The sequence below is a fragment of the Thermosynechococcus sp. TG215 genome, assembly GCF_031583455.1.
In the GTDB taxonomy this organism is placed as follows: domain Bacteria; phylum Cyanobacteriota; class Cyanobacteriia; order Thermosynechococcales; family Thermosynechococcaceae; genus Thermosynechococcus.
Map to the genome: position 1 here is coordinate 1,814,595 of NZ_CP134178.1, position 25,479 is coordinate 1,840,073.

The following is a 25,479-nucleotide window of genomic DNA, read 5'->3' on the forward strand; positions in this document are numbered from 1 at the left end:
AGGAGCGTTTTGGACATTGTCCTACCCACGGTAACGGCTGTTGGTGGCAATCGGGTCTTGTTTCTAGCCTACAGCGATCGCTCACCCCTTGAGCGAGGTGCAGCGGCTATAATTTGAGAATAATTCTCGCTCTTAACATCTTGCCTATGACGACTTCTTCCCTGCCTACAACTGCCAAAATGGAGGCAATGAAGCACGGCCTACCGGTAACTATCATTACAGGGTTTCTCGGTAGTGGTAAAACCACACTCCTCAATCATATTCTGACCAATCAACAGGGACTGAAGACCGCCGTCCTTGTCAATGAATTTGGGGAAATTGGTATTGATAATGAGCTATTGGTGACCCAAGATGAGGGCATGGTGGAGCTCACCAATGGCTGTATCTGCTGCACGATTAACAATGACTTGGTGAATGCAGTTTATCGGGTTCTCGAACGTCCTGACAAGGTGGACTATTTAGTCGTGGAAACAACGGGCTTGGCGGATCCACTGCCGGTGGCTCTGACCTTTTTGGGAACTGAGCTGCGGGATCTCACCCGTTTGGATTCAATTATTACGGTGGTGGATGCGGAGAATTTTAGTCTTGATCTTTTCAATAGCAGCGCTGCCCAAAGCCAAATTGCCTACGGTGACATTATTCTCCTCAACAAAGCAGATCTGGTGACTGAGGAACGCTTGCAGGAGTTAGAACGGCGAATTCACGAAATGCGGGAGGGAGCGCGGATCATTCGTACGGTGAAGGCGCAAGTGCCCCTGCCCTTGATTTTGAGTGTGGGGCTGTTTGAGAGCGATCGCTACTTCCAGCCTGAGGCAGCGCCCCAGCATTCAGAACACGACCATGAGCACCACCATCACGACCACGGTCACCACCATCATCATGAGTGTGATGACCATTGCGATCATGATCATCCTCACCCCCATCAGACCTCCAACCACCTTGAAGAGGATGGCTTTACCTCCGTTTCCTTCCAGAGCGATCGCCCCTTTGAACTGCGCAAATTCCAGTATTTTCTGGATCACCAGCTACCGGAATCCGTCTTTCGTGCCAAGGGCATCCTTTGGTTTAAGGAAAGTCCCCGCCGCCACGTCTTTCACCTCAGTGGTAAACGCTTTAGCCTCGATGATGAGGAATGGAAAGGCGATCGCAAAAATCAACTGGTTCTCATTGGCCAAAATTTGGATCATCCAACCCTGCTGACCCAGTTGGCCGCCTGTGTCACTGACGCATAACCCCCAATCATGGCCAAGCAACGGCGCAAAGAAAACCTTCCCAGCAAAATTTGTCTGGTCTGTGGCCGGCCCTTCCAATGGCGCAAAAAATGGGCGAATTGCTGGGAGGAGGTGAAGTACTGTTCTGAGCGCTGTCGGCGGCGGCGCTCCCAAGCCCAAAGTTAATGTGCTTTTGCTGGCTGAATCAAAAGGAATGGTTCTATGAAAGTTGCCTATATTTTTGCCACTGACATGGCCAGCACCTTTAAGCTGGCAACGATGGTTTTACCGCAGCTGGAGCGGGGCGATCATGGCGCTGAAGTGGTGGGTATGATGTTTTTTGATGATAACCTCTTTTGTTTGCGTTTAGGGGATCCCGTTGGTGAGCGCTTAGCCCGCATTGCCAAGGAACAGGGGATTTTACTCATGGCCTGTGATCAGTGTGCGGTGCGCCGTGGTTTGGCCGAAGGAACATTTGACGAATGTGGCACCGGTTCTGTCAAAGCCAAGGGGATGGTTGAAGGGGTAGTGTGTGGCTGCTTTCCGCAGTTTTATGCTAGCCTTGCAGGCAGCGGACTCGATCAAGTCATTACCCTTTGAGTCTCTGCTGAGGAAGATGAGTCAACCGTCAGTTGTGTTTTCCAGCACCTTGGTCTGTCCCCATTGTCACACGGAGCAAGCGGAATGGATGCCCAGCGATGCCTGTGTCGTGTTCTGGGAGTGTCCCCAATGTCATGCCCACCTCAAACCCAAGGCGGGGGACTGTTGTGTCTTCTGTAGCTACGGCACGGTTCCTTGCCCATCGCGGCAGCTGGAACACACTGGCGATCGCTAGAATTGGGGGTTGCTATCCCCTGCGGAAACCGCTATCGTGGGGGCGCTTTTGCCTCCCGTGAGTAACCGTATGCAGGCAATCTACGACTGTATTGTGGTGGGTGGGGGTGCTGCTGGCGGGTCAGCCGCCTATCATCTCGCTTGCCGCGGACGTCAGGTTTTAGTTCTAGAAAAATTGGCCTTGCCCCGCTCAAAGCCCTGCACTGGAGGGGTTTCACCCGCCATTGCCCAGTGGTTTGATTTTGATTTTCAGCCCGCCATTGCCGATACCACCCGCACTGTGCGCTACAGTTGGCAGCTCAGTGATGCCATTGAAGCCGAGTTAAGCATTCCCGAACCCATCTGGATTGTTGATCGCACGGTGTTTGATCAGTACCTGTTGCAGCAGGCACAACAAAGGGGTGCGGTTGTTACAGATCAGACCGAGGTTACTGGGATTACGTTCCAAGCAGATCGCTGGCAGATCCACACGGCAACCACGACCTATGGTGGGCGGTATCTCATTGCTGCCGATGGTGCCAATAGTCAAGTGGCTCAGTGGCTGGGGTTTAAGCCCAAAGTGGTGCGCACGGCGGCGGTGATGACCATCCCCAATCTAGGGGGGGATCGCGCGGCGCATTTTGAATTTGGCCTCGTGAAAAATGGTTACCTCTGGAGTTTTCCGAAGGGGAACCAGCGAACCGTTGGGGTTGCCGTTGTGCGGGGCAGCGATCGCCCCAATTGGGAACCGATTTTGCAACAGTATTGCGCTGCCCATGGGCTGCAGTTGGCCGACGCTGCCATTCAATACCATCCCCTGCGGGTATGGGAGGGTCAGCAACCACTCCATACCCACCATGCCCTCCTTGCGGGTGAAGCCGCTGGTCTGGTAGATCCCTTTTCGGCTGAGGGAGTTCGTCCTGCTCTCTACAGTGGCATGCGGGCTGCTGAAGCCATTGACGCAGCTCTTGCTGGCGAAGTGGATGCCTTGGCCACCTACAGCAAAAGATTGCAGGAGGAATGGGGAGCGGATTTAGTGTGGGCGCAACGCCTCGCAGCACTCTTCCATCGCATGCCGAAGGTCGGCTACCACCTTGCCATGAAACGCCCCTCCGCTACCCAGCGGCTCGGTCAAGTCCTCTGTGGTGAGTTGCGCTATCGCGATATTGCTGGCCGTGCCATCCAACGGCTCAGCAGTTCCCTGATTCCCGGACGTTAGATCTCCACTTCAATGGCGGTGGGCTGATTGGGGGCGATCGCCAGCCCTTCGCGGACGCCGAGAATGCGAAAGACCTGAATTTTGCGCTCTTTGCCCTTGAGTTCCAACGGTCCCCATGCCTCGACCTCGTAGCGATCGCCGAGATACTCCAGCGTTTCCTGTGCCACTAAAATCCGACAGGGGCTAGGCTGGCGGTGCTTGTCCACACTCTCAAGGCGCGAGGCGGTATTCACACTGTCGCCAATCACACCGTACTCGAGGCGATTTTTACTACCGAGACTGCCGACCACAATCGGACCTGTGTAGATCCCCGCCCGCATCATCACCTGCGGTAACCCTTGAGCCGCCCATTCACGATTCAGTTCCTCTAGTAGTTGTCCCAAGGCCAAGGCACAATCCACGGCATTGCGGGCATCAATGGCAATTCCTTCGCGGCTGGTTCGTTTAATGGGCACGCCAAACACGGCCATAATGCCGTCACCGGTGAACTTATTAATCACGCCGTGGTAGCTTTGTACCACATCCGCCACTTTTTCGAGATAGGCATTGAGCCAGTTAAAGAGTTCCTCCGGTTCCATACCTTCAGAAATGGTGCTAAACCCCTTCAAGTCAGTAAAAAGCAGTGTGGCAATCAGGCGTTGGCCGGGCAACTTACCATCCTTGAGGAGTTCATCCCGCCGTTCCCACATGGCAGCGGCAATTTCCGGTGAGATATTTTGGCCAAGGAGGCGCATCACCATTTGCCGTTGCTGTTGGGCTTGTTGTGCAGTGTAGGTGACGACTCCGCCACTGCCAAGGAGGAGGGTCAATGCTGGCGGTACAAGGGGCACCCAGCCCAATTTCAAAAACAACCCATAACAGGCCAGCAGTAGGATGAGGAGAGCCGTGCCCACTGCCGTTGCTAGAGCCAAGGGATGGCGCACGCGCCAAGCAAGGATGGCACCAATCAATGCCCAAAGAACAATCCAAACGTTCTCGACACTGTTGGGCCAAAACCATATAACCGCGCGATCGCCCAAACCCGCATCAATGAATTGCCCCACCATTTGGGCGTGGATAAACACCCCTGCCATGCGCTGATTGTCCCGCAGGCCGGAACTAAAGGGGGTATAGAAAAAGTCTTTGCCACTTTCGGCAATGTTGCCAATGAGAACCACGCGATCGCGAATCAATGCAGGAGCAACCCGCCCATTGAGCACATCCTCCAAAGGTACCCAAGTCACTGCCCGCTGATCACCGCGATAGTTGAGCATAATTTGATAGCCCGCCGTATCGGCACCCACATAACCGCCGTCATTGGGTTGCAGGGGTGTGAAAATACTCTGCCCCAACTGCATTACATTGGGATCGGCATCACTGCCCCGTGGCTCAATCCCCCCATCGGCTAAGTACCGCAGCGCCAGCCGCAAGGAGAAAGAGTACAGCGTATTCCCCTGATCGTCCGGCAAAAATAACAAGCTGCGACGGACAATGCCACCGGCATCCACAGTGACATCATTAAATCCCACCTGATCGGCACTGAGGGCCGCCGGCGGACGAATGGTTGGGTGAGTGGCATCCCCTAGTTTCGTGACCGCAAACAGGCGATCGGAACTTAACCAAAGGCGGTTTAATTCCTCATGTCCCGGCGGTACAGCAAAATCGCGGTAAATATCAAGACCAATGGCACGGGGCTGATGTTTGAGGAGTTGTTTTAGAGCTTGGGCATAGATCTGATCCGGCAGCGATAGGGAGCGGTAACGTTGAATATCGGCTTCGGTGACTGCCACCACCAAGAGTCGCGGATCGGGGCCGGGCATAGGGCGCAATTGCATCAGGCGATCGTAGGCACCCAATTCCAGGGGTTGGAGCCAACCCATTTCGCGAATCCCAATCACCACCGTGCTGGCGATGGCACTGGCTACGACAATCAGACCCAGATCAGCAAAGGTGCGGCGAAAGTGGGACAATAGGGGCAGCATAGCTTTGCAAGCAAGCAAGAGATTTTCTTCATCCTATCGCTATGAAAAATTACTTGGTAGCGACATTGGGCGATCGCCTCCAAGCCGAGGCCGTTTATACCCAGCTGGAAAAGGACGGCTTCCCCATGGCAAAGGTCGCCCTTTTGGGTCGAGGCTACAAACAGTGGTCAGAGTTGGGACTTACCGATCCCTTTCAAGTGGCACGCCAGCAAATGCAACGGATGTTGATCTGGCTTGTTCCCTTTGGCTTCTTTGCCGGTTTTACCTTTAACCAAGCGACTCAAATTGACATTCTGCCGATGCTGGATCGCCTCAACAATAGTCTTTTGGGGGGCATCTTTGGGGCGATCGCTGGCGCTCTCGGTAGTCTCACCGTAGGTGGTGGTCTGCAAGTGGTGATTACGGGTAAGTCGGGCATCCCCTTTGAAAAGCGATTGCAGCGGGGCAAATACCTGATCCTAATTCAAGGTAGCGACAGCGAGATTCGCCGCGCCGAACGTCTCCTCAAAGTGCAACCCCTAGAAAACCTGCAAAGCTACACCCTCGACGAGTAGGGAATGGTTTTCTCAAAACGGGAAGCTCAAGTCTCCCCCCTGATGTGGTATATTAAAAAATCGCGATGAAAGGGTCGGTGCCCGAGTGGTTAATGGGGGCGGACTGTAAATCCGTTGGCTACGCCTACGCTGGTTCGAATCCAGCCCGGCCCATAGAGATAAAAAAGCATGAGTGAACCTGTAACGCGATCTGAATGGAGTCAAGTGTTGGATGCCATCCAAGGGATGCAGGCCAGTCTTCAGGCTATAGAGAAAAAGCTAGATATTCACATTGCCACCAGTGGCGAGAGGTTCCAACGACTTGAGGACAAAATTGATGCTGTTGAGGCGAAGCTAGAGCAGCGTATCAATGCTGTTGAGGCCAAGCTAGAGCAGCGTATCAATGCCGTTGAGGCCAAGCTGGAACAGCGCATCAATGCCGTAGAGGCGCAATTGTCGCAGCGTATTAGTGCCGTAGAGACACAATTGGGGCAGCGCATTGACACAGTAGAGACCACATTGCAGCAAATTGTCAAACGGCAGGATGGAACCGATGCTCGTTTGTGGGGATTCTTGGTGACGCTGCTAGTGCTGGCTGCTGGCTTAATCACTAAGCTGCTGTTCTTTGACACGCCACGCCTTTGATGAAGTTTTGCGAATCCAGCCCAGCCCATCAAAGTAAATAGGCAATTCCCCAAGCGAGAGCGAGAATGCCTAGCCAAGGGTGCCACATCTGTCGTAGGGGCGATCGCGCAATCTTTTGACTGAGGAGCAAACTGGCAAGGGTACTGACGACAAGTGTGGTCGTTTGCAGGAACCCGATCACTGCTGGATGGGCTTGCCAACTGGGCAAACTCGTGCCATCGAGGCCAAAGGTTGCAAAGGTTACGGGCAACAACTGACCCGCCTCCCCTAGACCAAGGGGCAAATAATAGGCCAAATTGGCACCCAGCACCAAAGGCAGATACCCATAGGCCAAGCGCACAAAGGGAACCGAGCCTTGTCGGTGTATCTGATGCCAACCCCATGCCAAGAGTCCCGGCAGAGCTAGCGCCACCACCGCAATCATCGCCTGCACGCCCAAATTGGCCTCTGCAAGTCCCAGCCATGCCAGAAGCAGCGGTAAACGGTGCAATACCACCGCCCCCAAGAGCAAAAACAGCAGGCAAACTTCAGCCGCCGTGGCCTCATGACTGGTCCAGAGATCAATAGCCGGCGGACGCAGATTCACTTCCACCGAGCGATGCGGGCAAGCCTTGAGACAGGTCATACACAAAACGCAATTGCGGTTATCCGTTAGTTGAGCCGGATGGGAATAGACGGGACAGCCCCCCGTTTCTTGACCTTCCCCAAGGGCGGGCCCCCCTTTGTAGCATTGGTAGGTCTGGCAACTGGCAGCGCACACCCCCTGCTGTGCCCGCAATTCAAGAATGGAGAGTTTGCCAAAGAGGCCATTCATGCCACCAATGGGGCAGAGATAGCGACACCAAAAGCGACGTTCATAGAGCTGAGAAAAAATCACGGCTCCCGCTGTAATCAAGATCAGTAGCCAACTGGAGAGATAGGCCGTATTGGGTAAATCCCACAATTCTTCCCACAGGAGAATCACGGCAAAGAGGCCAAAGAGCACCCAGCCCCCCCAGCGTTCCGCCAGTTGACGCGGCCAAGGGCGCAGCTTGCGCGGCCAAATCTTGAGGGATAGCCTTTGCAGGACTTCGCCGTAAATCATAAAGGGGCAGACCGCACACCAAATGCGCCCCAAGAAGGGAAAGATCAGCAATGAGACCGGCCACCACCACGCCCAGAAGAGGTTCAGGGTAAAGTTGTCTGGGCGATCTTGGGGTCCCCAGAGGCCAATGGCGACAATCAGCGGAAAAAGCCAAAGGGTCAGGCCATAGTTGAGGCGATCGGGCCACCACGGACTGCGTAGAAAAGCACGCAATTGGGGATAGGCATTGAGTAGGTTCCAACGAAATCGCCGTTGGCGCGATCGCTCCGGCCAAAAGACTTCTTCAGTGAGTAACTCCGCCCCGTCTGCTTGCACAAGGGCACGCTCCACCAGACTCGCCAACTCCCGCAAATTGCCGGGAAAATCATAACTTTGCAGCCGGCGTAGGGCTTCGGGGGTAATCTGAGGCTTAGGAATGCCCCGTTGCCGGCAGTAGAGGGCAATATAGTAATTCACCAAGGCTTCAATATCTGCTTTTGTCACCCGCAGTGGGGGTACTTTAATTTGGTGGTGCACCAGATTTTGGTAACCGCAGCCTTTCTTTTCGGCAATCAAGATCAATCGCCCCGGAAAGCGGCGGGAGGGTACGGGGGGGTCGGCGACGGGTTCATAGGTCTGTTCGGCCACAAGGCGGCGCAGTTGCGGATAGAGCTGGGCAGGCCATTCATGGACATTGTTGAGGATCAGGGTGCCCTCTGCGACCCAGTCAAGGAGACCTAGTTTCGTGGCTTTGCCAAAGAGTTCTGCCCCATTGGCGGATAGGGTGCCACAGTTAAAACGAATCAGGGGTTGGCGACGATCGCGCGAGCCATAATGAATTAGCGCAGCAATATTGTCCTTTTCCAGACCCGGTTCACCAAAAATCAATACCGGCTGGCGATCGCTCGCGGCCTCTTTAATCCCTTGGCGTAAGCGCACGGCATAGCGACTACTCCCCACAATTCCCTGTTTTACGCGCGGTACAAGATAGGGGCGCAAGACTGCCTGCCGCTCCTGCTCGTGGGCAAGATCACTGAGGGTACTTTGCAACTGCTGCGACACCTGTTGGCGGAGTTCGGGAAATTGATCAGCCAATGTGGCAAACACCTCGCGGGGCAATGTCCACAATTCACAGTCCGTGAGGGTAATCACTGTTTGCGGTGCCCGTTGCTCCAGTACCAGTTCTGGCCAGTGCAAAACCGTTCCCGGTGGCAGGGTCGTTATAGTGGCGGGGCGATCGCGGGTGGTGTGGTAGGCTTCCAGCTCTCCCGATCGCAGGATCATCAGATGAGTAACGGGTGTGTCTTCAAGGACAATGCGACGATTGGCCGCAATGGATTCTGTGCGCAGGGCGGCAGCGATCGCCTCTAATGCTGCCAAAGAAAGCGATCTAAGAGGAGTATGGGTTTGCAGCCAACTCAGGCGATCGGTCATCGAGGGCACCCCCCAACAAAATTAGTGATGAGGAAACACCTCACTACCTATGGCTCAGTTCCTTTACCAAACTACGCTAGGATTGTAAAGGTTTCTTACGCTCCTCAACGCTCTATTACAAAACCCGCAGGAAGTCGCTATGAGTCTGCCGATTCGTAATGTTGCCATTATCGCCCACGTTGACCACGGCAAAACCACTCTGGTGGATGCCCTACTGCGTCAGTCGGGTACCTTTCGTGAAGGGGAAGACATTCCTGAGTGCGTCATGGACTCCCATGATCTGGAGCGCGAGCGTGGCATTACGATTCTGGCCAAGAATACAGCGGTTCGCTACAAAGACTTGACGATTAACATTGTGGATACCCCCGGCCACGCCGATTTTGGCGGTGAAGTGGAGCGCGTCCTTGGCATGGTGGAGGGTTGTCTGCTGATTGTCGATGCCAACGAAGGGCCAATGCCCCAAACCCGCTTTGTCCTGAAAAAAGCCCTGGAAAAAGGTCTGCGCCCCATTGTGGTTGTGAATAAAATTGACCGGCCGCAGGCAGAACCCTACAAAGCCATTGATAAGGTGTTGGACTTATTTATTGAGCTGGGGGCGGATGATGATCAGTGCGAGTTTCCCTATCTTTTTGCTTCGGGCTTGGCGGGCTACGCAAAAACAGATCTAGACGAAGAGGGCAAGGATATGCAGCCCCTCTTTGAGGCCATTGTCCGCCATATTCCACCGCCCGTGGGCAATCCCGATGCGCCGCTGCAACTGCAGGTGACCACCTTGGATTACTCGGAGTACCTAGGGCGAATTGTCATTGGCAAAATTCACAACGGCACCGTGCAGGTGGGACAGCAGGCGGCCTTGGTCAAGGATAACGGCCAAATTGTCAAGGCAAAGATGACCAAACTCTTGGGCTTTGAGGGACTGAAGCGGATTGAATTGGACATGGCCAGTGCCGGCAATATTGTGGCGATCGCGGGCTTTAGTGATGCCAACATTGGCGAAACCATCACCGACCCCAACAACCCCCAAGCCCTACCCCTGATCAAGGTGGATGAACCGACCCTGCAAATGACCTTTGCGGTCAATGACTCCCCCTTTGCCGGTCAGGAGGGAACCTTTGTGACCTCGCGGCAATTGCGCGATCGCCTGTTTCGGGAACTGGAAACCAACGTGGCACTGCGGGTCGAAGAAACTGACTCCCCCGATCGCTTTGCCGTTTCTGGTCGGGGTGAATTGCACCTTGGCATTCTCATTGAAACGATGCGCCGCGAAGGCTATGAATTCCAAGTGTCCCAGCCACAGGTGATCTATCGTGAAGTCAATGGTCAGCCCTGCGAACCCTACGAATGCTTAGTGCTCGACGTTCCCGATGAAGCCGTTGGCGGCTGTATTGAGCGTCTCGGCCAGCGACGCGGTGAAATGCAGGATATGCAGGTGGGGGGCAATGGTCGGACGCAACTGGAGTTTGTGATTCCGGCGCGGGGTCTCATTGGTTTCCGGGGCGAATTTATGCGCCTAACGCGCGGCGAAGGGATTATGAACCACAGCTTTTTGGACTATCGTCCCTTGGCAGGCGAGATCAGCACCCGTCGCAATGGCGTCTTAATTGCCTTTGAGGAGGGCACGGCCACCTTCTATGCCCTGAAAAACGCCGAAGATCGTGGTGTCTTTTTCATTACCCCCGGCACCAAAGTCTATAAGGGTATGATTGTCGGTGAGCATAACCGTCCCCAAGACCTCGAAATCAACGTCTGCAAAGCCAAACAACTCACCAACTTCCGCTCCTCAACGGGGGATGAACTAGTGCAACTGCAAGCACCTGTGGAAATGAGCCTAGAGCGGGCACTGGAGTACATTGGCCCCGATGAACTGGTGGAGGTAACGCCCCAATCCATCCGACTGCGGAAAATGAGCAAGAAGCTGGCACGCCGCTAATGCTGACGAATGCCTTTTTTGCCCTCTCGCTGTTTCCCTATTTGGGGTTCTTGTACTTCATGACCCGCAACCCCAACACCCCCCGTTTAGCCCTCATTGGCTTCTATGGGACACTGGTGTTTGTTGCTGTCACCATTCCAGCGGGACTCTATGCCCAACAGGTCTATGGCACAACCTTGGCCAATGTGGATGGGTTGCACGGGGGGGCAGAATTTTTTCTAACCTTGGCCAATATCCTGATTGCCTTGGGCTTTCGCCGCGCCCTCAGGGAATCCTCCTAACCGCCTATTGCCAGCGGCATAACCAAAGAAAGCGCAGCCAACTACGCAGGAGTGCCAAACCCGCTAGTGCTGCTACTGTAAAAAGAGCGATCGCCCCCCCCAAAGCTTTGGCTGACCACAACATCGCCCCCGCCAAAAGGGTAAAACCAGCCAATCCCAAATAGACTAAACAAATTAACAAACTCTCAATGCGCCGCAGTTGCCGCTCCATGGTGGGATTGCGCACCGACAGTTGCAGTTCGCCACAAGCCAAGCGATCCTCTAACTGTTGCAGCCGCACTTCAACCCGACTGGGCTGCTGTAATCGCTGGTTGATTAGGGTTTGGGTTTGGTGAATCAGTTCTCGCCAGCCCCCCCGCGAGTGACGCATGAATTCCTTGACAAAGGGTTGGGCCGCCGCACTCAGGTTGTACTCAGGGTCTAAACTGCGGGCAATCCCATCGAGGGTTGTGAGGGACTTGAGAATATAGGTCATCTTTGCGGGTAAGCGAAAGGGTTGCTGCTCAAAAAGGGCATACACATCCTGTTGCAATTCCCGAAAGGCAGCTAAATCCACAGGCCGTTCGGTAAATCGATCTAAAATCAATTGCATAATCCGTTGTAGGGGGACTCTATCGGTAACAGGCATCAATAGCCCCAGTTCAATCAAGGCAGCAATCACGCGATCGCTATCCTTTTGCAGCACCGCAAAAAATGTTTGTACCATCTGCTGCTGATTCAGGGCTGGCACTTCCGTCATCATGCCGTAGTCATAGAAGATGAGATCGCCTTCCTTGGTCACGGCCAAGTTCCCCGGATGCGGATCGGCATGGAAAAAGCCATCAACTAATAACTGCTTGAGATAGCAACAAATTCCCCGCTGGTTAATCATCTGGGGATTCAAGCCAAAGGCTTCGATGGCGGCGCGATTGTCAATGCGAATGCCGGGGAGATACTCCATCGTCAGGACATAGCGGCAAGTATGCGTCCAATAGACCTTGGGGACGCGAATATGGGGGTCTTGGGCAAAGTTGGCACGAAAGCGATCGGCATTTTGCCCCTCTTGAACGTAATCAATTTCCCGCAGCAGAATACTAAAAAACTCCTCATAAATCTCTTGGAGGGCATAGGGACGGAGAAAGGGCAGCCAGCGATCGCCCCAGCGAATGAGTTCACCAATGGCCAGATAGTCCAGATACAATTTCGCCTCTAGATGGGGGCGTTGCACCTTGACAACAACCTGTTCACCACTGTGGAGTGTGGCGCGATGGACTTGACCGAGACTGGCGGCTGCAAGGGGTTTGGGATCAAAGGTGGCGTAGAGATCGGCAAGGGGTTGCCCCAAGTGCTGCTCAATCAGGGCGATCGCCTGTCGCGAGTCAAAGGCAGGCACCTGATCCTGTAGCTTTCTTAGCGCTTCAATGTATGCCGGGGGCAAAAGATCAAAACGAGTGGAGAGAAACTGACCCATTTTAATAAAGGTCGGCCCCAAGACCAATAATTGCTGTACGAGCCAACGCGCACGTTGAGATTGGGCGCGATCGCTCCGCCGCCGCCAAGTATAGTCCCACAGCAGTTGACTCCCAAAGCGCCCCAACACCCCCACAATTTGGCTCACACGGCGAAACAGGAGCCAGCAACTCGGACGATAGGTAGAGGCAGTAACCAGCATTCAGCAGCAATCACAAAAAGTGCCCAACCTCAACAATACTCCCTTTTTCACGGGCATTCAGATTTGCTCGCCCCGATTCTCTTCTGCCGTGTCTATGATGAGAACTAGAGTCCTGATCGGAATTTGCTATGGCGACCACACGTCAATTTAGTAGCTTCAGCGATCTCCTAGCCACCACAGACAAACCCCTCTTGGTTGACTTTTATGCCGACTGGTGTGGTCCTTGCCGCATGATGGCGCCGATTTTAGAGCAGGTCAAGCAAGTTTTGAAATCGGCTGTTGAGGTCGTCAAAATTGACTCCGAGCGCTATCCCCAACTGTCGAGTCAATACCACGTTCATGCTCTGCCAACCTTGATTCTTTTCCACCGAGGCCGTGAGGTTCAGCGCTGGGAAGGGGTTCAGCCGCCAGAAGTTCTGATTGATGCGATTCGCCGCCTGTAAAATTCTTCAAAAGAAAGGTGTTTGAGGAATCAATCAGGATTGGCCAATATCAGCTATTGGACATTGCTCGTACCACCGTTGGCGGGGGGCGTCATCGGCTACTTTACGAATGATTTAGCCATTACCATGCTCTTTCGCCCCTACAAGCCTATTTATGTCGGCGGCAAGCCACTCCCCTTTACCCCCGGTCTGATTCCCCGCAATCAGGAGCGGCTGGCTCGTCGCATTGCTGATGCCATTCTGGGTTCTCTCCTGACGCCAGAGGAGCTGCAAAACTTAGCGCGGCGTCTGTTGCAAGTGGAACGAGTGAAGGCGGTCATCCATTGGCTCCTACAAACAAGTCTGAGCCAAATTCAGGCTCAAAGTGAACAGCGATCGGCCCAAGTTTTGGCCAATATTCTACGGGATTTTTTTGGCAGTGCCCTACCCCGTTTGATTAAAGTGTGGTCGCGGCGGGAAGATTTTCTGGAACCACAACTGAATCAACTCTTTGATCAGGTATTAGTGGAGCTGCAACTGAGTGATGAGCAGGCGGAAAAACTGGCAGATTGGCTGCTGTCGGTCATGTTGCCCCCCGATCGCCTGCGACTGGCGATTATTGACTTTCTCACCGATCGCACGATTAATGTCCTCGATCAAGAACTACGCCAAAATACCAGTGGCACCTACTGGGTGGTGGCTAATCTGGTGGGGGTGCGCAATACGTTAATTCGCCTGCGGGAGTATTGTCTCAATGAACGCGAAGCCTGTAACCGCCGCCTTGGAGAATTAATCACGGCATTGGCACTGCGGCAACGCTTGGTGGAAGCGCTGCAAAATATCACCCTACAAAGTTTGCCCCTCGGTACGGTGCGGGAGCTACGGCAACTGTTTCGGCAGACAGTGCGCAGCTATATCCAGGAGCAGGGCTTTAGTGTCGTTGAAACGCTCAGTCAAACGGTGGAGTGGGAAACGATTTCCCTGAGTATTTTGCGGCGACTGCGGGATTCAGCCAGTCTGGGTGCCTCGCTGGAAGTGGTCAGCGATGAATTGGCTCTAGTGCTCGATCGCTATCTGGAACGGGATATGGAACTGATTATTGAGCGGGCGATTCCGATTTTGGATTTGGATCGGGTGATTGTGGATCGGGTCAAGGCCACCTCGCCAGAAAATCTGGAACTAGCCATTCAGGGCATTGTTCGCAGTGAGTTGCAAGCCATTGTCCGCTTGGGGGGCATTCTTGGCTTTTTGATTGGGGTGGCACAGGCCGGCTTTTTGTACTGGCAAAGTCTTCAGGGGGTCTAAACAGGGACTTTGACCTCAGATTCACCCGCCAACTGGCGTAGATTTTGGCAGCGAATGAGTTCAGTGACATCAAGAATAGGACGCCGCTCTAACTCTGCCACCTGAGAAATCCCTGCAAGGAGAGCCTTGGCAGCCTCTTGTTCACTGTAGCCGCGCCGTTGAGCCAATTGCAGGGCTTGGCGATCGGCCGCCACTTCCACGGGAATGCCCCGCGTATTTTGCCACACTTGAAGGCCAGCAAAGGTGGTTAGCCCCCCGGCTACCAAAATGCCGACAGGATCTGCTTGGACAACTTGTAAGACTGTACCCAGCAAGCCTGCCACCGTGAGTCCTTGGTAGAGGTCAAGTTTGATCAAACCCGTGGTGTTAAACCACGCCACTGCCCGCAGCAATAAAAGATCGCGCTCTGGGGTATCGAGATGCTGCCACAGGCGAAAGTTAATTTCAATCGGGCGATCGCCCCAAGGAAGAGCGGGCTGATAGCGCAACACTTTGCTTTGTTGTGGTCGAGAAACCAACTTACAGCGCATCCGTGCCGACGCCGGCATCAGATCAAGCAAGCGCGGAATCTCAGCCTCTGGGGTCATAGGGAAAGTCATACACTCATTGCTCTGCCTTTAGTCTGCCATTACCATCCCTTTTCTGCAATCTTTTAAATTCCTTAGAATGAGGGAGCAAGTGTTTTTTGTGCCCAAATCAAAATGGTGATGACATCGGCCTTTGCCCCCTCAGAACAATCGCTGGTTGCTTCTGGCCAAGAATTGCCCGCCGTGGATGTGGCGATTGTCGGTGCGGGGATTGTGGGTCTGAGCTTGGCCTGCGCCCTACGCCATAGTGGCCTAGCGATCGCTCTCATCGAAGCAACACCCTACGCGCGGGAAAACACCAAAGGCCAAGCCTATGCTCTGCACCAAGTGTCCCGCTACTTCTTTGAGGGGATAGGGGTGTGGGATCAGCTGATGCCCCATGTGCAGCCCTTTGAGGTGGTGCAACTCTCCGATGGCCATTGCCCCTTGACCGTTCGCTTTTCCCCCGCCGATTTGGGCACAGAAGCCATTGGTTATGTGGCTGAGCACGCCGCGATCGCCGAGACCCTTCAGAGCGTTCTACAGTCTGTTGGCAATGTGACGTTCTATTGTCCGTGGCGGGTGGTGGCCAATGAAGTGAAGGGCGATCGCGCCCACCTCACCCTCATCTCTGACCACTCCTCAGAACCCCAAGTGGCGCATTTGGCAGCGCGTTTAGTGGTGGCAGCAGATGGTGGCAAGTCTCCCCTGCGGCAGCAGATGGGCATTGAACCCAAGGGATGGCAATATGGTCAGTCCTGTGTGGTTGCTACCCTCGAGGTTGCCCATCCCCAACCCGTGATCGCCTATGAACGCTTTTGGCCAACAGGCCCCATGGGGGTGCTCCCCCTAGCGGGGAATCGCTATCGAGTGGTTTGGACACTGCCCCACCCAGAGGCACAAGCCGTTGCTGCCCTCGACGATCGCGCCTTTCTAGCGAAACTTCAGCCCTATCTTGACCCGCAGATGGCGCAGATTACGGGGGTGAGCGATCGCTTTGTCTTTCCAACCCAATTAATGCAAGTGAATTCCTATGTGGCCGATCGCTTTGTGGTTATTGGCGATGCCGCCCATCGCTGTCATCCAGTGGGAGGGCAAGGGCTAAATTTAGGCCTGCGGGATGTGTGGGCACTGGCGCAACAAATTCTTGCTACACCTTGTGAGAGACTGGGCGATCGCCCGTCCTTGATCCAATTTCACCGTCAACGCTGGTGGCAAAATGCCCTAACCCTTGGATTTACCGACCTACTCAATCGGCTTTTTTCCAATGCGTGGTGGCCTTTGGTGGGGGTGCGCCGCTGGGGCTTGTGGCTGTTGCGAACTGTTGCCCCCTTCAAACGTCTGGTGCTGCGGTTTATGGCCGGTCTCCTGCTACCCCTACCGAGCGATCGTCAATTCCCCAGAGGGCGTTAAAACTTTCTGCGCAATTATCTCCAGCGCCGTCATTCTGTAGGATTAATTTGACAGAGAAATGAACCACTTGGGAGAAATAGATGGCTGCTACGGATGATCTAGAGAAAATTCGCCGCCAGTTTGACTATGGCCCCTATCCCCGTGTTGCCATTGACAAAACTCCCAAGGATGAGCCGAATGTTCTCTTTGTCCACGATTTGGTGACCGCCTTTTATGTGCGGGATCATTGGGTGCCAGAGACCAAGGGCAAGCGGATTCTCGATGCCGGGTGTGGCACTGGCTATAAGTCCTTAGTGCTGGCGATCGCCAACCCCGGCGCGGAAATTGTCGGTATTGATCTATCCCCTGAGTCTGTGAAGTTAGCGGCAGAGCGACTCAAGTTCCATCACTTTGACAACGTTTACTTTGAGGCGCGCTCCATTTTGGATTTGCCCAGTTGGGGCGAGCAGTTTGACTACATCAATTGCGATGAGGTGTTGTATCTGCTGCCTGACCCCGTCGCAGGCCTCAATGCCCTCAAAAGTGTCCTTAAGCCCGATGGTATCTTGCGCGCCAATCTCCACAGTGCGCTGCAACGCTTCCCCTACTTTCGTGCCCAAAACCTCTTTAAGCTGATGGGCTTGATGGACGACAACCCCGAAGAAATGGAAATGGACATTGTCCGCGAGATCATGAAAGAACTCAAGGATGGTGTCGATCTGAAGGTTCGCGCTTGGAACCCGCACTATGAGAAGGAGGAGAGTAATGAGACCCTCTTGGCGAATCATTTACTGGTGGGCGATAAGGGCAGCACGATTCCCCAACTCTTTCAATACCTAGAAGCAGCGGGTCTGGAATTCATTTCCATGGTTAACTGGCGCCACTGGAATCTGGTGGATCTCTTCAAAGACCCAGAGAACCTGCCCACCTTTTTAGCGCTGAGCTTGCCCGATGTGCCCCAGGCAGTGCAATTGGAGATGTATGAACTTTTGCATCCCGTGCATCGCCTCTTGGATTTTTGGTGTAGTCCGCAACCCCGTGCCGCGGTACCCGACTTAGGGGAATGGTCTGAGGAGCAGTGGGATCAAAGTACGATTTATCTCCATCCGCAACTGCGCACTGAGGCAATCAAGGAAAAATGGCTAGGGTATCTCAATGACCGCATGATTGTAGACTTGGGCACATTTATGTCCTTTTCTAGTCCCACGTCGGTCTATGTGGATCCGCTGGGATTGGCAACACTGCTGCCCTTGTTTGATCAGCCCTTGGCCTTTCCAGAGTTGTGCGATCGCTATCAACGCTTGGCTCCCCTCGACCCCCTCACCCTAGAACCCATTGAACCAAGGGTGGCACGGCAACAACTGCAAGCCCTTTTGACCCGCTTGGAATTGAGTTTATTTGTTCTGGTTAGTTTACCCTAAACCCATCCAGCCAAGAACTTGGGCAAGCGCCAGTCCCAAATAGCTGGCGATCGCATAGCCAAGCAGTCCCAAGGTAATCCCGACCCCCATTAACTGGGGTTGATGCCGACCCGTGGCTTGGGCAACGGCTGTGGTTGGTCCGCCAACAGCTGCCTGGGAGGCAAGGGCAAGCAGTTCCACATCCAACTTCAGGAGTGCCCCAAGGCCGAAGGTGACAAGACCGTGGGTAAACACAATCATGGTGGTAAAGAGAATCATTTCCAGTCCCACCGGAATGAGCGAGGGCACATGGGTACCGGCACCAATCACCGTAAAAAAAAGATTCAGGCCAAACATTCCCAAAGCGCCCGTGCCCCGCAGGTAGCGCATCCATTTGAATTGCGCCAGCGCCAAGCTGAGGGTGGTGAGCCAGACAATGGTGGGAATCAGCGGCCAAAACTGATGCAGTGCCGTTGACAAGACCAAGATAGCTATGGCCAAGCTGAGGAGAATGGCCAAATCCACAGGAGCGATCGCTGAGGTCGTCGGTAGCGGCATCACTCTAACAGTTGCCTCTGCATCCCGTGAAGGATAAAAACGGGCTAATAGCGAGGGTAGAGTAAGGGTTATCGCCAGCCAAACTGCCGTGAGCAGGTTATCCGCCGTCGTGGCCGCACTAAAGAGCAAATCCGAAAGGTTGAGGGCACGCCCAACCCCCACAAAGTTAATGCTGCCGCCAATATAACTAGCCGCCAAACTGCCCGCCAAGCGGGGGGTATCCCCCAAAAACCAACGATGGAACAGCACACCTGCAAGGAGAGCGCCCACCAAGGTTCCACAACTGGCCAGGCCAAAGGCCAACAGCGCCGATCGCCCCAAGCGCCGCACATCCTGTAAATTCACCAGCAGTAGTAGCCAGACGATCGCCAAGGAGGTGATGGTGCCGTAGATCGTGTCATAGACCGGCGATTGTTGGGGAATAAGACCCAAATTTGCACAAATGGCCGCCAGAATCAAAACAATCAGCGCAGACCCCAAGCGTGCTGCCCAGGGAAAACGCTGCTCTAGCCATAGCCCCAGCGCCGTCAGCGTCGATAGGATGCCCCAAAGGATCAAGTCATCCATGGGGGGTCAACTCCGCTAGCCGCTGTCCCAACCGTGTCGGCTGCTCATAGACCCGCCGCAGGGTATTCACATCCCGCTGTGAAATGGGGGGCGGATCCGCCACTTGGGCAAAATAGAGGGCATCAGTGGGTAGGGGGCTATGTCCCCAAATGCCGAGGGCATGACCCAGTTCGTGGCGCAGCGCTGCAAGGACAAACTTGGCAGCTTGAGTCGGACGCACCACGACACGGCAGCGATGGCGCAGCACCCCTTGGCTATCCACAAAGAGTTCGTAGCTGGTTTCAGCAAAGCGGGCGCGGCGGTTATTTTGATCCGTGGGTCGCTGCGAGAGCAAGCGAATATTCGCCGCTAGGCTGGCATCCACAATTTTTAAGGGCAAATAGGCGGACCACTCCTTTACGGCCTGTTCTGCCGCTGCTTGCCACACATGGTTCGGATCCCACGGCGGCGGTTCAATTGCAACGGTGACCGGGAACTCTGTCCACAGTAGATAGCCCACTTCCACCGCTTGGACTTCATCAAAATAGTCCTCACCTTTCCTAGGAATCTCAGCGAGGGAGGGGGGCAACGGATAATGCACTGCTGCTGGCAGTTGGATATTCTGGCGCGTCAGGTTTGCGGTGCCTGCCAAGGACTCCCAATTCCCTTGGGTACCGCCCAGCATCAATCCTAGGGCAACCATGCACACCAAGAACCACCAGCGACGCTTCATCCTTGCTCCTCAACAGGTCTGTACAAAGGGCCAGCCCGGAAATCGCCAGAGAATAAGGGGAATTGCCACCGTCCAGAAAAAGGCATTGAGCAAGGCAATTTGACCCGCCAGATTCATCGGCAAATGCAACCATCCCTGCAACACCCAGCGATCCAAGGGCAAGACCAAGAGCCACATAAAACAAATGACGGCCATTCCGCCCCAAAAGATTGGCCAGCGGGCGTTGCTATTGAAGCCCTCAAAAAAGGTTTGACCCACCAGTTCTTCGAGAATGGCGACGGGGGCAGAGCGGTATTGCCCACCTGTGACTTGGGTAGCGGCGGCCAGTTGCGGAGCATGATCACCGACAACAATGGCGTTGATTTTGACTCGTTGTTGGCGGGCATTGGCCACCACGCCTGCATCTACTGGGGCTTCCCCATCGGTAATGAGGAGCAGTTGGCGGCAGCGATTCGAGATCTGTTGCAGTTGTTGGGTGGCCATGGCGATCGCCCCCGAAAGATTGGTGGCACTGGGATCCACTTGGGCAAGCAAGTCACTGCGATTAAGGGCTTGATCCAATTGGGTGAGGAGCAGATCACTATTGGTCTCAAACCGCGGCGTCAGAAACACCACATTGCGGCCAAAGCCGTGGATCATGACTTCGTTGGGGTTGGTGAGTTCCCGTTGGTTGCGTTGCAAGTAGAGCTTGGCAGCGAGCACCTGCTGCGCTATTACAGTTTGGGGTTGATTAAATTGCAACGGATTATTGCCAAACGTACTGCCGCTGAGATCAAGGGAGAGGACAACGGCGACACTAGGACGTCCCCAATTCAACAGTGAGAAGAGCAGTGCCAGCAGGACACAGCCTATGAAAAGAATGAGGGGAATCTGAAAAAGAGGGTAATACCACAGTTGTCGCCGACGGGTCATAACTCACCTAAGGCAAGGTACCGCTAAAGACTGCGAGGGCAGGCCCGGTCATATACAAATGTTGGCTAGGCAAATCCCAGCGAATATGGAGATCTCCCCCCGGCAGTTCAACCGTGGCTTGGGCTTGATCGCCCACAGGACTCAGGCGATGGGTCAAGACGGCAGCGACGAGAGTGGCACAGGCTCCCGTTCCACAGGCAAGGGTCATGCCCGCTCCCCGTTCCCAGACGCGCATCCGCAGGCGATCGCTCCCTAGGACTTGGACAAACTCAGTATTGGTACGCTGGGGAAAAACGGGGTGATGTTCAAACTGTGGGCCAAGGGTTGCCAGATCAACCGCAGCGACATCCTCGACAAACGTGACACAGTGGGGATTTCCCATACTCACACACGTCACCAACCACGGGCGATCGCCCACCATTAGGGGCACATCAATCACCTTTTGATCTGCGGCTGCCAAGGTGGTGGGAATCTGCTGCGCCAAGAGTTGGGGTTTGCCCATATCCACCGTTACCTGACCATCCGCTTGTACCTCTGGCACAATGAGACCGGCAAGGGTGTCAATGCGGTAGCGCACGATTTCGCCGGCGGAGCGACCCTCAAGGGCAAAAATAAACTTGGCCAAACAGCGAATGCCATTACCGCACATTTCGGCCACTGAGCCATCGGCATTGTACATCCGCATGCGGTAGTCGGTATCCCCCGTGCCTGTCAGCAAAAAAATGACGCCATCGGCGCCCACGCCAAAGTGGCGATCGCACCAGTGTTGCGCTTGTTCTGGGGTTAAGAGCAGCTCTTCCTGATGGCGGTTGTCAATGAGGAGGAAGTCGTTTCCTAACCCTTGATACTTCTGAAAAGATAGGCTCATAAAATTGAAAAGGTATGAGAGGGAAATCCATGACCGACGAATTCAATACGGCACTGCCCAGCATTCACCAGTTGCAGACCTTCATTAAAGATAGCACCGAGGTTGAAGTCAAGCTCAGCACCAGTGATCTCGTGGTTGGTAAGGTGCGCTGGCAGGACGCCAATTGCCTGTGCGTTGTCGATCACTACGATCAACCCACCATTATTTGGAAACAGGCCATTGTCTTTATTAAACCCAAGCTAGCCTAGGAGCCACAGTGGCAGCGCCACAGCCAAGGCCTCTTGATAGACCACCTGCCAAGGTTGCTGATGCTGACGGGCAAGGGCGGCACAGTCTTCGTATTCGGGCTGGACATTGAGCCGCTGTCCTTGGTGTTCGGCTACTTTCACCCGTACTTCACCAAATGATGTTGTGATGGTTTTGATTTGGCGTTCAAGGATATAGCGCTCCTGTACCTGCCGCCGCAGCCCCAGCGTCGTTGTTTCGCGAAAGAGGGTCTGGACACAGGCGGCCTCTGCACTGGGGGGACACAACACCGTGAGCAACACCCCCAAGCGTGACTTTTTCATCGTAATGGGTTGGTAAAAGACCTCAATCGCACCAGCAGCATAAAGTTGTTCAAGAGTATAGCTGAGGGCTTGGGGTGTCATGTCATCCAGTTGGGTTTGCAGTTCGACAATGGTTTTTGCCGTAGTTGTTTCTGCTGAGTTCGACAGGGTTCCCAACCAGAGACGCAAGAGATTCGGTAGGGGCAACTCTTGACTCCCAGCGCCTAAGCCCACCCGTTTCAATGTCATCGCTGGCGGTGCCCCAAAGCCCTCACTCAGGGCACAAACCAAGGCAGCTCCCGTAGGCGTGACCAGTTCTTTTGCAATGCCATTGCTATAGAGGGGCACTTGGTAGGTTTGGCACAGTTGTAAGACCGCAGGAACAGGGACTGGTAGTTGACCATGGGCCGCTTTGACCGTTCCGCCCCCAGTGGGTAGCGCCGAGCAGTAAATGTGACTAACATCGAGGTAATCCAACCCCAAGCAGGTGCCGACAATATCCACGAGGGCATCTACCGCTCCCACTTCATGGAAATGTACTTTTTCTGGCTCAATGCCATGCACGGCGCCCTCAGCAATGGCCAAGGCTTCAAAAACCTTGAGGCTCCAGTCACGGGCGCGATCGCTGAGGTGGGCGGCACGGATTTGCTCTGCAATGTCTGGCCAATGGCGATGGTGATGGGAGTGGCGATCGCGCAGATGCACCTGTGCTTTTAATCCCCGCTGTCCCTTGCGCTGCACCGTTTCTGTGGTCAACTCAAACGCATCGGCAATCCCGAGCTTGGCCAGTTGGCTTTGCAGATAGTCGAGGGGAACCCCCAGATCAAGGAGGGCACCCAGACACATATCCCCTGCCACCCCAGCAGGGCAGTCAAAATAGGCAACCGTCATAGCAAACTCACAGGTGCAGCGGCACTAAGGACTATGATACCGGGTTTATAGTGAGCGAAACTGCAAGGAGACTTACCCTACCGCTGAGGTTTCTGTGGCGATCAACAGCTCATCAACTATAACCGACGGTTGCCACTGGTAGCGCCTCAAGTTAATGCGATCGCCCGCCTCAAAAATAATCCCCTCTGCCTCTAGGCGCCAGCGCTGTAACTCATCCGTCCCTTGGCGTTGGGGCGCGTAGGAGATTTTGCCTTGGGCATTAACCACCCGATGCCATGGAATGTCAGAATTCGGTGCCACTTGATAAAGGGCATAGCCCACATAGCGTGCATGACGCGGCCAACCACACAGGGCGGCAATTTGGCCATAGGTGGCCACACGTCCTACGGGGATTTGCTTCACTAACCAATAAATTTTTTGTTGAAACGTCAGTGCCTGCGTGTCTGTCTTCATAAGATTTCACATTTTAAGGCACATTCAACTCCTCTAAATCCGTATTCCTACGGAGGAAAGCATCAAAATGAACCCCCTAGATTAAACATTAAGGGTGGTAACAGGATTACTAAATTCAATTAAGAACACCTGCCCCCGAAAAGATAGATCGGTCATGATTTAAGCAGCAGCAATGCTGAGGCAGGGGAGGGTGGAATTCGTTGTTTTGTGTTGAACCATGATGTGTTTCTCATCGAATTGCTTTTTGCTGAATGATGGCTTCTATGCTTTTTTGACTTGAGTTCCCAATTGTCTTTGTCGATATTCTTGACGCTATTTGATGGAGTCACCCTATGACCATGACCAGTTCCCGACCCCAAGCCGCCACTGGCGATCGCTACGGTGTTAACCATCTCCTGCGCAAAAAATACCCGAAACGCCACCATCACTATGCCTTTTGGGACTTCTTTGAATTCGATAGCGATCGCGGTACCTACACCGATTGGAACAATGCCCGCAACCTCCTCGTCACCGAAGACTTCGTCATTGGCCTCATTGAAGGCCTTGAAGAGGAAGTTGGCCCTGCCTCCAGCGTCGTCATGTACAAAATTGGTGAAGAATGGGGACGCCGCGATGCCGAGTTCTTTGCCAAATGGTTCCCGACCGAATATGGCTATGAGCAGGGGATCAAGCAAATGCGGCTTCCCTATGTCCTCGAAGCTTGGTGGTGGCCCTACACAACCCAAGGCTGGGGTAACTGGGAAGTGGATCTCAGTGAGCAAAAACACGGCTTCATGTTTATCAACATCTTTGATTCGGTTGTGGCGCGTACCTTGGGGGATGTTGGCCGACCCGTGTGCCACCTCTACGCAGGCCTCTTTGCCGGTTTCTTTAGCGGCCTGATTCAAAAAGAACTCAGTTGTATTGAAATCCAGTGCTACGCTATGGGAGAAACCTACTGCAAGTTCCTGCTCGGCAAGCAAGATCGCATTGATGCCGCTGCCTTCTGGCAAAACGAAGGAGCCTCCGCCAAAGATATTGAAAAACGGCTCCGCAGTGGAGAACTGGTCTATGAAAAACCGAAACGGTAATTGGCAACAGCAAGCCGTTGCTGAATTCTTTGAGGAACTGAACTGGCTGGGCTTGGTGCGCCAGCAGCCGATCGCAGAAACCTTGGTTCTCAACTGGCAATCCCTGAAAGTAGGAGAATTTTGGCAGCGGGTCAATTGGCTGGGGCTTGAGGTCAAAGGGGCGATCGCTCCCACGAGTCCCACAGAATGGCCCAGCTACCGCGTCAAGGACTTCTTTGGTCACATGAACTGGGAAGGGATTGGGGTCATCTTGCCTGCGATCTCACCCCCCCTAGAGGAGGAAATGGCGGCTCCCCCCGTTGCTGCCCCTACCCTCCCTTGGGCTGCATGGTCGGTAGAAACCTTCTTCCGCCAACTCAACTGGGAAGGCCGTCCGGATCAAGCCATCTCCCTCGAGCCAAGTCTGTGCCTCTGGCGCCTGTCGGTCAAAGACTTCTGTGCCAGTATTCCTTGGGCAGGCCAACCCGTGATTGCCCAAGTGAGGAAAGTGGAACCCCCGCCCCCTGCCCCCATGGAACCCGAAGTCACCCTCTCAGACTTATCAAACCTGTTTTAGGAGATCCCTATGCACACGGAGTTAATGAATCTCTACTACAAAGCCGAAGAAAACTACCTCAGCAATGTGGACATCAAAGTCTTCCGCCACCACATCGAGTCTCTGCAACAGCGGTTGAGTACCTATGAATTTCTGCGGGATCATGAAATTGAAATCTTCCAGCCTGTAGCCGACACTCTGCAAAAGAAATACCCCACCGAAAATCCCCAAACCCTTGAGCAAGTGTTGCGTCAAGCGATCGCCCTACTGCGCTATGCCGCCATGGCCATGCTCCTGAATAACCCCGAGTTTTTGCAGCATCGGCTCCTCGAGTGGCTCACGGAAGTGGTCAACGCCCACCAAACCCAAACCCTATGGAGCAGTTGCCACGAGCTTCTCAGTGCCCGCCTCAAGGAAATGCTCACCGAGGCTGAACAGGACTTGATTTTGCCGCTGTTGGATCACGCCCAAGCGACCCTTGTGGGTCTGCCAGCGGTGGTCTCTGTCCACGCCTAGATTAGGGTTGGAAGTCTGCTGAA

27 protein-coding genes and 1 tRNA gene are annotated in these 25,479 nt (G+C 54.2%); 18 read left to right on the plus strand and 10 right to left on the minus strand.

Going from position 1 to position 25,479, the window contains the following annotated elements; all coding sequences use genetic code 11:
* Window positions 1-146: 146 nt before the first annotated feature.
* The 5 genes from RHJ02_RS08840 to RHJ02_RS08860 are packed head-to-tail and all read left to right on the plus strand — an operon-like array spanning window position 147 to window position 3,243.
* Window positions 147-1,232 (plus strand): GTP-binding protein, encoded by a 1,086-nt coding sequence (locus RHJ02_RS08840; protein WP_206199859.1) that lies wholly within the window; start codon window positions 147-149, stop codon window positions 1,230-1,232.
* Window positions 1,233-1,241: 9 nt separating this feature from the next.
* Entirely contained in the window at window positions 1,242-1,397 is a 156-nt protein-coding gene (locus RHJ02_RS08845) for a DUF2256 domain-containing protein (RefSeq protein WP_206199860.1), read from the plus strand.
* Window positions 1,398-1,433: 36 nt separating this feature from the next.
* Window positions 1,434-1,811 (plus strand): SaoD/DsrE family protein, encoded by a 378-nt coding sequence (locus RHJ02_RS08850; protein WP_149818687.1) that lies wholly within the window; start codon window positions 1,434-1,436, stop codon window positions 1,809-1,811.
* A 16-nt stretch (window positions 1,812-1,827) separates the two neighbouring features.
* Window positions 1,828-2,046, plus strand: a complete 219-nt coding sequence (locus tag RHJ02_RS08855; RefSeq protein ID WP_206199861.1) for a GDCCVxC domain-containing (seleno)protein — start codon at window positions 1,828-1,830, stop codon at window positions 2,044-2,046.
* 57 nt (window positions 2,047-2,103) lie between these two features.
* Window positions 2,104-3,243: a geranylgeranyl reductase family protein gene (locus tag RHJ02_RS08860; protein ID WP_310744981.1), complete on the plus strand. Its 1,140-nt coding sequence runs from the start codon at window positions 2,104-2,106 to the stop codon at window positions 3,241-3,243.
* On the opposite strand, the gene RHJ02_RS08865 is transcribed toward RHJ02_RS08860, so the two are convergent.
* On the minus strand, window positions 3,240-5,204 hold the full coding sequence (locus RHJ02_RS08865) for a CHASE2 domain-containing protein (protein ID WP_206199862.1): 1,965 nt from the start codon (window positions 5,202-5,204) through the stop codon (window positions 3,240-3,242). The genes RHJ02_RS08860 and RHJ02_RS08865 overlap by 4 nt on opposite strands.
* A 41-nt stretch (window positions 5,205-5,245) precedes the next feature.
* Here RHJ02_RS08865 and RHJ02_RS08870 point away from each other — a divergent pair, with 41 nt between their 5' ends.
* The 3 genes from RHJ02_RS08870 (at window position 5,246) to RHJ02_RS08880 (ending at window position 6,382) form a co-directional block, all read left to right on the plus strand.
* On the plus strand, window positions 5,246-5,758 hold the full coding sequence (locus RHJ02_RS08870) for a hypothetical protein (protein ID WP_206199863.1): 513 nt from the start codon (window positions 5,246-5,248) through the stop codon (window positions 5,756-5,758).
* 71 nt (window positions 5,759-5,829) lie between these two features.
* Window positions 5,830-5,911, plus strand: a tRNA-Tyr gene (locus tag RHJ02_RS08875).
* 15 nt (window positions 5,912-5,926) lie between these two features.
* The gene (locus RHJ02_RS08880) at window positions 5,927-6,382 is read left to right on the plus strand and encodes a hypothetical protein (RefSeq protein WP_206199864.1); all 456 of its coding nucleotides are present in this window, start codon (window positions 5,927-5,929) and stop codon (window positions 6,380-6,382) included.
* A 28-nt stretch (window positions 6,383-6,410) separates the two neighbouring features.
* On the opposite strand, the gene RHJ02_RS08885 is transcribed toward RHJ02_RS08880, so the two are convergent.
* Window positions 6,411-8,879, minus strand: coding sequence for a cyclic nucleotide-binding domain-containing protein (locus RHJ02_RS08885; protein ID WP_302678098.1), 2,469 nt, complete (start codon window positions 8,877-8,879; stop codon window positions 6,411-6,413).
* A 139-nt stretch (window positions 8,880-9,018) separates the two neighbouring features.
* On the opposite strand from RHJ02_RS08885, the gene typA reads away from it, so the two are divergent.
* Both typA and RHJ02_RS08895 read left to right on the plus strand, forming a co-directional pair.
* Entirely contained in the window at window positions 9,019-10,809 is a 1,791-nt protein-coding gene (typA, locus tag RHJ02_RS08890; RefSeq protein ID WP_206199866.1) for a translational GTPase TypA, read from the plus strand.
* On the plus strand, window positions 10,809-11,090 hold the full coding sequence (locus RHJ02_RS08895) for a DUF3593 domain-containing protein (RefSeq protein WP_149818699.1): 282 nt from the start codon (window positions 10,809-10,811) through the stop codon (window positions 11,088-11,090). The genes typA and RHJ02_RS08895 overlap by 1 nt, the downstream gene beginning before the upstream one ends.
* Window positions 11,091-11,094: 4 nt before the next feature.
* Here the strand turns inward: RHJ02_RS08895 and RHJ02_RS08900 are convergent, their stop codons facing one another.
* Entirely contained in the window at window positions 11,095-12,741 is a 1,647-nt protein-coding gene (locus RHJ02_RS08900; RefSeq protein WP_310744471.1) for an AarF/ABC1/UbiB kinase family protein, read from the minus strand.
* A gap of 128 nt (window positions 12,742-12,869) precedes the next feature.
* On the opposite strand from RHJ02_RS08900, the gene trxA reads away from it, so the two are divergent.
* Both trxA and RHJ02_RS08910 read left to right on the plus strand, forming a co-directional pair.
* Window positions 12,870-13,184 carry a thioredoxin gene (gene trxA / locus RHJ02_RS08905; protein ID WP_149818701.1) on the plus strand — a complete coding sequence of 105 codons (315 nt, stop codon included), beginning with the start codon at window positions 12,870-12,872 and terminating at the stop codon, window positions 13,182-13,184.
* A 126-nt stretch (window positions 13,185-13,310) separates the two neighbouring features.
* Window positions 13,311-14,468, plus strand: coding sequence for a DUF445 family protein (locus RHJ02_RS08910; protein ID WP_310744970.1), 1,158 nt, complete (start codon window positions 13,311-13,313; stop codon window positions 14,466-14,468).
* Here the strand turns inward: RHJ02_RS08910 and RHJ02_RS08915 are convergent.
* Window positions 14,465-15,055: a DUF3318 domain-containing protein gene (locus tag RHJ02_RS08915; RefSeq protein ID WP_310744284.1), complete on the minus strand. Its 591-nt coding sequence runs from the start codon at window positions 15,053-15,055 to the stop codon at window positions 14,465-14,467. The genes RHJ02_RS08910 and RHJ02_RS08915 overlap by 4 nt on opposite strands.
* Window positions 15,056-15,175: 120 nt before the next feature.
* On the opposite strand from RHJ02_RS08915, the gene RHJ02_RS08920 reads away from it, so the two are divergent.
* Complete coding sequence (locus RHJ02_RS08920) at window positions 15,176-16,447, plus strand: FAD-dependent hydroxylase (protein ID WP_310822105.1); 1,272 nt, start codon at window positions 15,176-15,178, stop codon at window positions 16,445-16,447.
* Window positions 16,448-16,527: 80 nt separating this feature from the next.
* The gene (locus RHJ02_RS08925; protein ID WP_310742926.1) at window positions 16,528-17,847 is read left to right on the plus strand and encodes a class I SAM-dependent methyltransferase; all 1,320 of its coding nucleotides are present in this window, start codon (window positions 16,528-16,530) and stop codon (window positions 17,845-17,847) included.
* Here the strand turns inward: RHJ02_RS08925 and RHJ02_RS08930 are convergent.
* The 4 genes from RHJ02_RS08930 to dapF are packed head-to-tail and all read right to left on the minus strand — an operon-like array spanning window position 17,839 to window position 21,443.
* The gene (locus RHJ02_RS08930) at window positions 17,839-18,951 is read right to left on the minus strand and encodes a DUF819 family protein (RefSeq protein ID WP_310453701.1); all 1,113 of its coding nucleotides are present in this window, start codon (window positions 18,949-18,951) and stop codon (window positions 17,839-17,841) included. The two genes, RHJ02_RS08925 and RHJ02_RS08930, sit on opposite strands and share 9 nt — an antisense overlap.
* On the minus strand, window positions 18,944-19,663 hold the full coding sequence (locus RHJ02_RS08935) for a peptidase (RefSeq protein WP_206199872.1): 720 nt from the start codon (window positions 19,661-19,663) through the stop codon (window positions 18,944-18,946). Before RHJ02_RS08935 ends, RHJ02_RS08930 begins: the two co-directional genes overlap by 8 nt.
* A 9-nt stretch (window positions 19,664-19,672) precedes the next feature.
* Window positions 19,673-20,575: a VWA domain-containing protein gene (locus RHJ02_RS08940; protein WP_310742927.1), complete on the minus strand. Its 903-nt coding sequence runs from the start codon at window positions 20,573-20,575 to the stop codon at window positions 19,673-19,675.
* Window positions 20,576-20,582: 7 nt separating this feature from the next.
* Window positions 20,583-21,443 (minus strand): diaminopimelate epimerase, encoded by an 861-nt coding sequence (dapF, locus tag RHJ02_RS08945; protein WP_206199874.1) that lies wholly within the window; start codon window positions 21,441-21,443, stop codon window positions 20,583-20,585.
* Window positions 21,444-21,472: 29 nt separating this feature from the next.
* Here dapF and RHJ02_RS08950 point away from each other — a divergent pair, with 29 nt between their 5' ends.
* On the plus strand, window positions 21,473-21,691 hold the full coding sequence (locus RHJ02_RS08950) for an Hfq-related RNA-binding protein (protein WP_206199875.1): 219 nt from the start codon (window positions 21,473-21,475) through the stop codon (window positions 21,689-21,691).
* Here RHJ02_RS08950 and larC read toward each other — a convergent pair.
* Window positions 21,683-22,882: a nickel pincer cofactor biosynthesis protein LarC gene (gene larC / locus RHJ02_RS08955; RefSeq protein ID WP_310742928.1), complete on the minus strand. Its 1,200-nt coding sequence runs from the start codon at window positions 22,880-22,882 to the stop codon at window positions 21,683-21,685. The genes RHJ02_RS08950 and larC overlap by 9 nt on opposite strands.
* A 72-nt stretch (window positions 22,883-22,954) precedes the next feature.
* Window positions 22,955-23,335, minus strand: coding sequence for an MGMT family protein (locus tag RHJ02_RS08960; protein ID WP_149818723.1), 381 nt, complete (start codon window positions 23,333-23,335; stop codon window positions 22,955-22,957).
* A 332-nt stretch (window positions 23,336-23,667) separates the two neighbouring features.
* Here RHJ02_RS08960 and RHJ02_RS08965 point away from each other — a divergent pair, with 332 nt between their 5' ends.
* Genes RHJ02_RS08965 through RHJ02_RS08975 form a run of 3 tightly spaced genes read left to right on the plus strand, consistent with a single transcriptional unit; the run spans window position 23,668 to window position 25,456 of the window.
* Window positions 23,668-24,405 (plus strand): V4R domain-containing protein, encoded by a 738-nt coding sequence (locus tag RHJ02_RS08965; protein ID WP_206199877.1) that lies wholly within the window; start codon window positions 23,668-23,670, stop codon window positions 24,403-24,405.
* Window positions 24,386-24,961: a hypothetical protein gene (locus tag RHJ02_RS08970; RefSeq protein ID WP_310800140.1), complete on the plus strand. Its 576-nt coding sequence runs from the start codon at window positions 24,386-24,388 to the stop codon at window positions 24,959-24,961. The genes RHJ02_RS08965 and RHJ02_RS08970 overlap by 20 nt, the downstream gene beginning before the upstream one ends.
* Window positions 24,962-24,970: 9 nt before the next feature.
* Window positions 24,971-25,456, plus strand: coding sequence for a phycobilisome protein (locus RHJ02_RS08975; protein ID WP_310742931.1), 486 nt, complete (start codon window positions 24,971-24,973; stop codon window positions 25,454-25,456).
* Window positions 25,457-25,479 lie beyond the last annotated feature (23 nt).

What these genes read in the sequence shown, in the direction of transcription:
- RHJ02_RS08900 (WP_310744471.1), bottom strand. Translation starts at nt 12,741, where the DNA reads ATGCTGGTTACTGCCTCTACCTATCGTCCGAGTTGCTGGCTCCTGTTT.
- trxA (WP_149818701.1), top strand. Translation starts at nt 12,870, where the DNA reads ATGGCGACCACACGTCAATTTAGTAGCTTCAGCGATCTCCTAGCCACC.
- RHJ02_RS08925 (WP_310742926.1), top strand. Translation starts at nt 16,528, where the DNA reads ATGGCTGCTACGGATGATCTAGAGAAAATTCGCCGCCAGTTTGACTAT.
- dapF (WP_206199874.1), bottom strand. Translation starts at nt 21,443, where the DNA reads ATGAGCCTATCTTTTCAGAAGTATCAAGGGTTAGGAAACGACTTCCTC.
- RHJ02_RS08935 (WP_206199872.1), bottom strand. Translation starts at nt 19,663, where the DNA reads ATGAAGCGTCGCTGGTGGTTCTTGGTGTGCATGGTTGCCCTAGGATTG.
- larC (WP_310742928.1), bottom strand. Translation starts at nt 22,882, where the DNA reads ATGACGGTTGCCTATTTTGACTGCCCTGCTGGGGTGGCAGGGGATATG.
- RHJ02_RS08880 (WP_206199864.1), top strand. Translation starts at nt 5,927, where the DNA reads ATGAGTGAACCTGTAACGCGATCTGAATGGAGTCAAGTGTTGGATGCC.
- RHJ02_RS08920 (WP_310822105.1), top strand. Translation starts at nt 15,176, where the DNA reads ATGACATCGGCCTTTGCCCCCTCAGAACAATCGCTGGTTGCTTCTGGC.
- RHJ02_RS08840 (WP_206199859.1), top strand. Translation starts at nt 147, where the DNA reads ATGACGACTTCTTCCCTGCCTACAACTGCCAAAATGGAGGCAATGAAG.
- RHJ02_RS08915 (WP_310744284.1), bottom strand. Translation starts at nt 15,055, where the DNA reads ATGACCCCAGAGGCTGAGATTCCGCGCTTGCTTGATCTGATGCCGGCG.
- RHJ02_RS08910 (WP_310744970.1), top strand. Translation starts at nt 13,311, where the DNA reads ATGCTCTTTCGCCCCTACAAGCCTATTTATGTCGGCGGCAAGCCACTC.
- RHJ02_RS08930 (WP_310453701.1), bottom strand. Translation starts at nt 18,951, where the DNA reads ATGGATGACTTGATCCTTTGGGGCATCCTATCGACGCTGACGGCGCTG.
- RHJ02_RS08870 (WP_206199863.1), top strand. Translation starts at nt 5,246, where the DNA reads ATGAAAAATTACTTGGTAGCGACATTGGGCGATCGCCTCCAAGCCGAG.
- RHJ02_RS08940 (WP_310742927.1), bottom strand. Translation starts at nt 20,575, where the DNA reads ATGACCCGTCGGCGACAACTGTGGTATTACCCTCTTTTTCAGATTCCC.
- RHJ02_RS08885 (WP_302678098.1), bottom strand. Translation starts at nt 8,879, where the DNA reads ATGACCGATCGCCTGAGTTGGCTGCAAACCCATACTCCTCTTAGATCG.
- RHJ02_RS08950 (WP_206199875.1), top strand. Translation starts at nt 21,473, where the DNA reads ATGACCGACGAATTCAATACGGCACTGCCCAGCATTCACCAGTTGCAG.
- RHJ02_RS08970 (WP_310800140.1), top strand. Translation starts at nt 24,386, where the DNA reads ATGAAAAACCGAAACGGTAATTGGCAACAGCAAGCCGTTGCTGAATTC.
- RHJ02_RS08850 (WP_149818687.1), top strand. Translation starts at nt 1,434, where the DNA reads ATGAAAGTTGCCTATATTTTTGCCACTGACATGGCCAGCACCTTTAAG.
- RHJ02_RS08895 (WP_149818699.1), top strand. Translation starts at nt 10,809, where the DNA reads ATGCTGACGAATGCCTTTTTTGCCCTCTCGCTGTTTCCCTATTTGGGG.
- RHJ02_RS08855 (WP_206199861.1), top strand. Translation starts at nt 1,828, where the DNA reads ATGAGTCAACCGTCAGTTGTGTTTTCCAGCACCTTGGTCTGTCCCCAT.
- typA (WP_206199866.1), top strand. Translation starts at nt 9,019, where the DNA reads ATGAGTCTGCCGATTCGTAATGTTGCCATTATCGCCCACGTTGACCAC.
- RHJ02_RS08965 (WP_206199877.1), top strand. Translation starts at nt 23,668, where the DNA reads ATGACCATGACCAGTTCCCGACCCCAAGCCGCCACTGGCGATCGCTAC.
- RHJ02_RS08845 (WP_206199860.1), top strand. Translation starts at nt 1,242, where the DNA reads ATGGCCAAGCAACGGCGCAAAGAAAACCTTCCCAGCAAAATTTGTCTG.
- RHJ02_RS08960 (WP_149818723.1), bottom strand. Translation starts at nt 23,335, where the DNA reads ATGAAGACAGACACGCAGGCACTGACGTTTCAACAAAAAATTTATTGG.
- RHJ02_RS08865 (WP_206199862.1), bottom strand. Translation starts at nt 5,204, where the DNA reads ATGCTGCCCCTATTGTCCCACTTTCGCCGCACCTTTGCTGATCTGGGT.
- RHJ02_RS08975 (WP_310742931.1), top strand. Translation starts at nt 24,971, where the DNA reads ATGCACACGGAGTTAATGAATCTCTACTACAAAGCCGAAGAAAACTAC.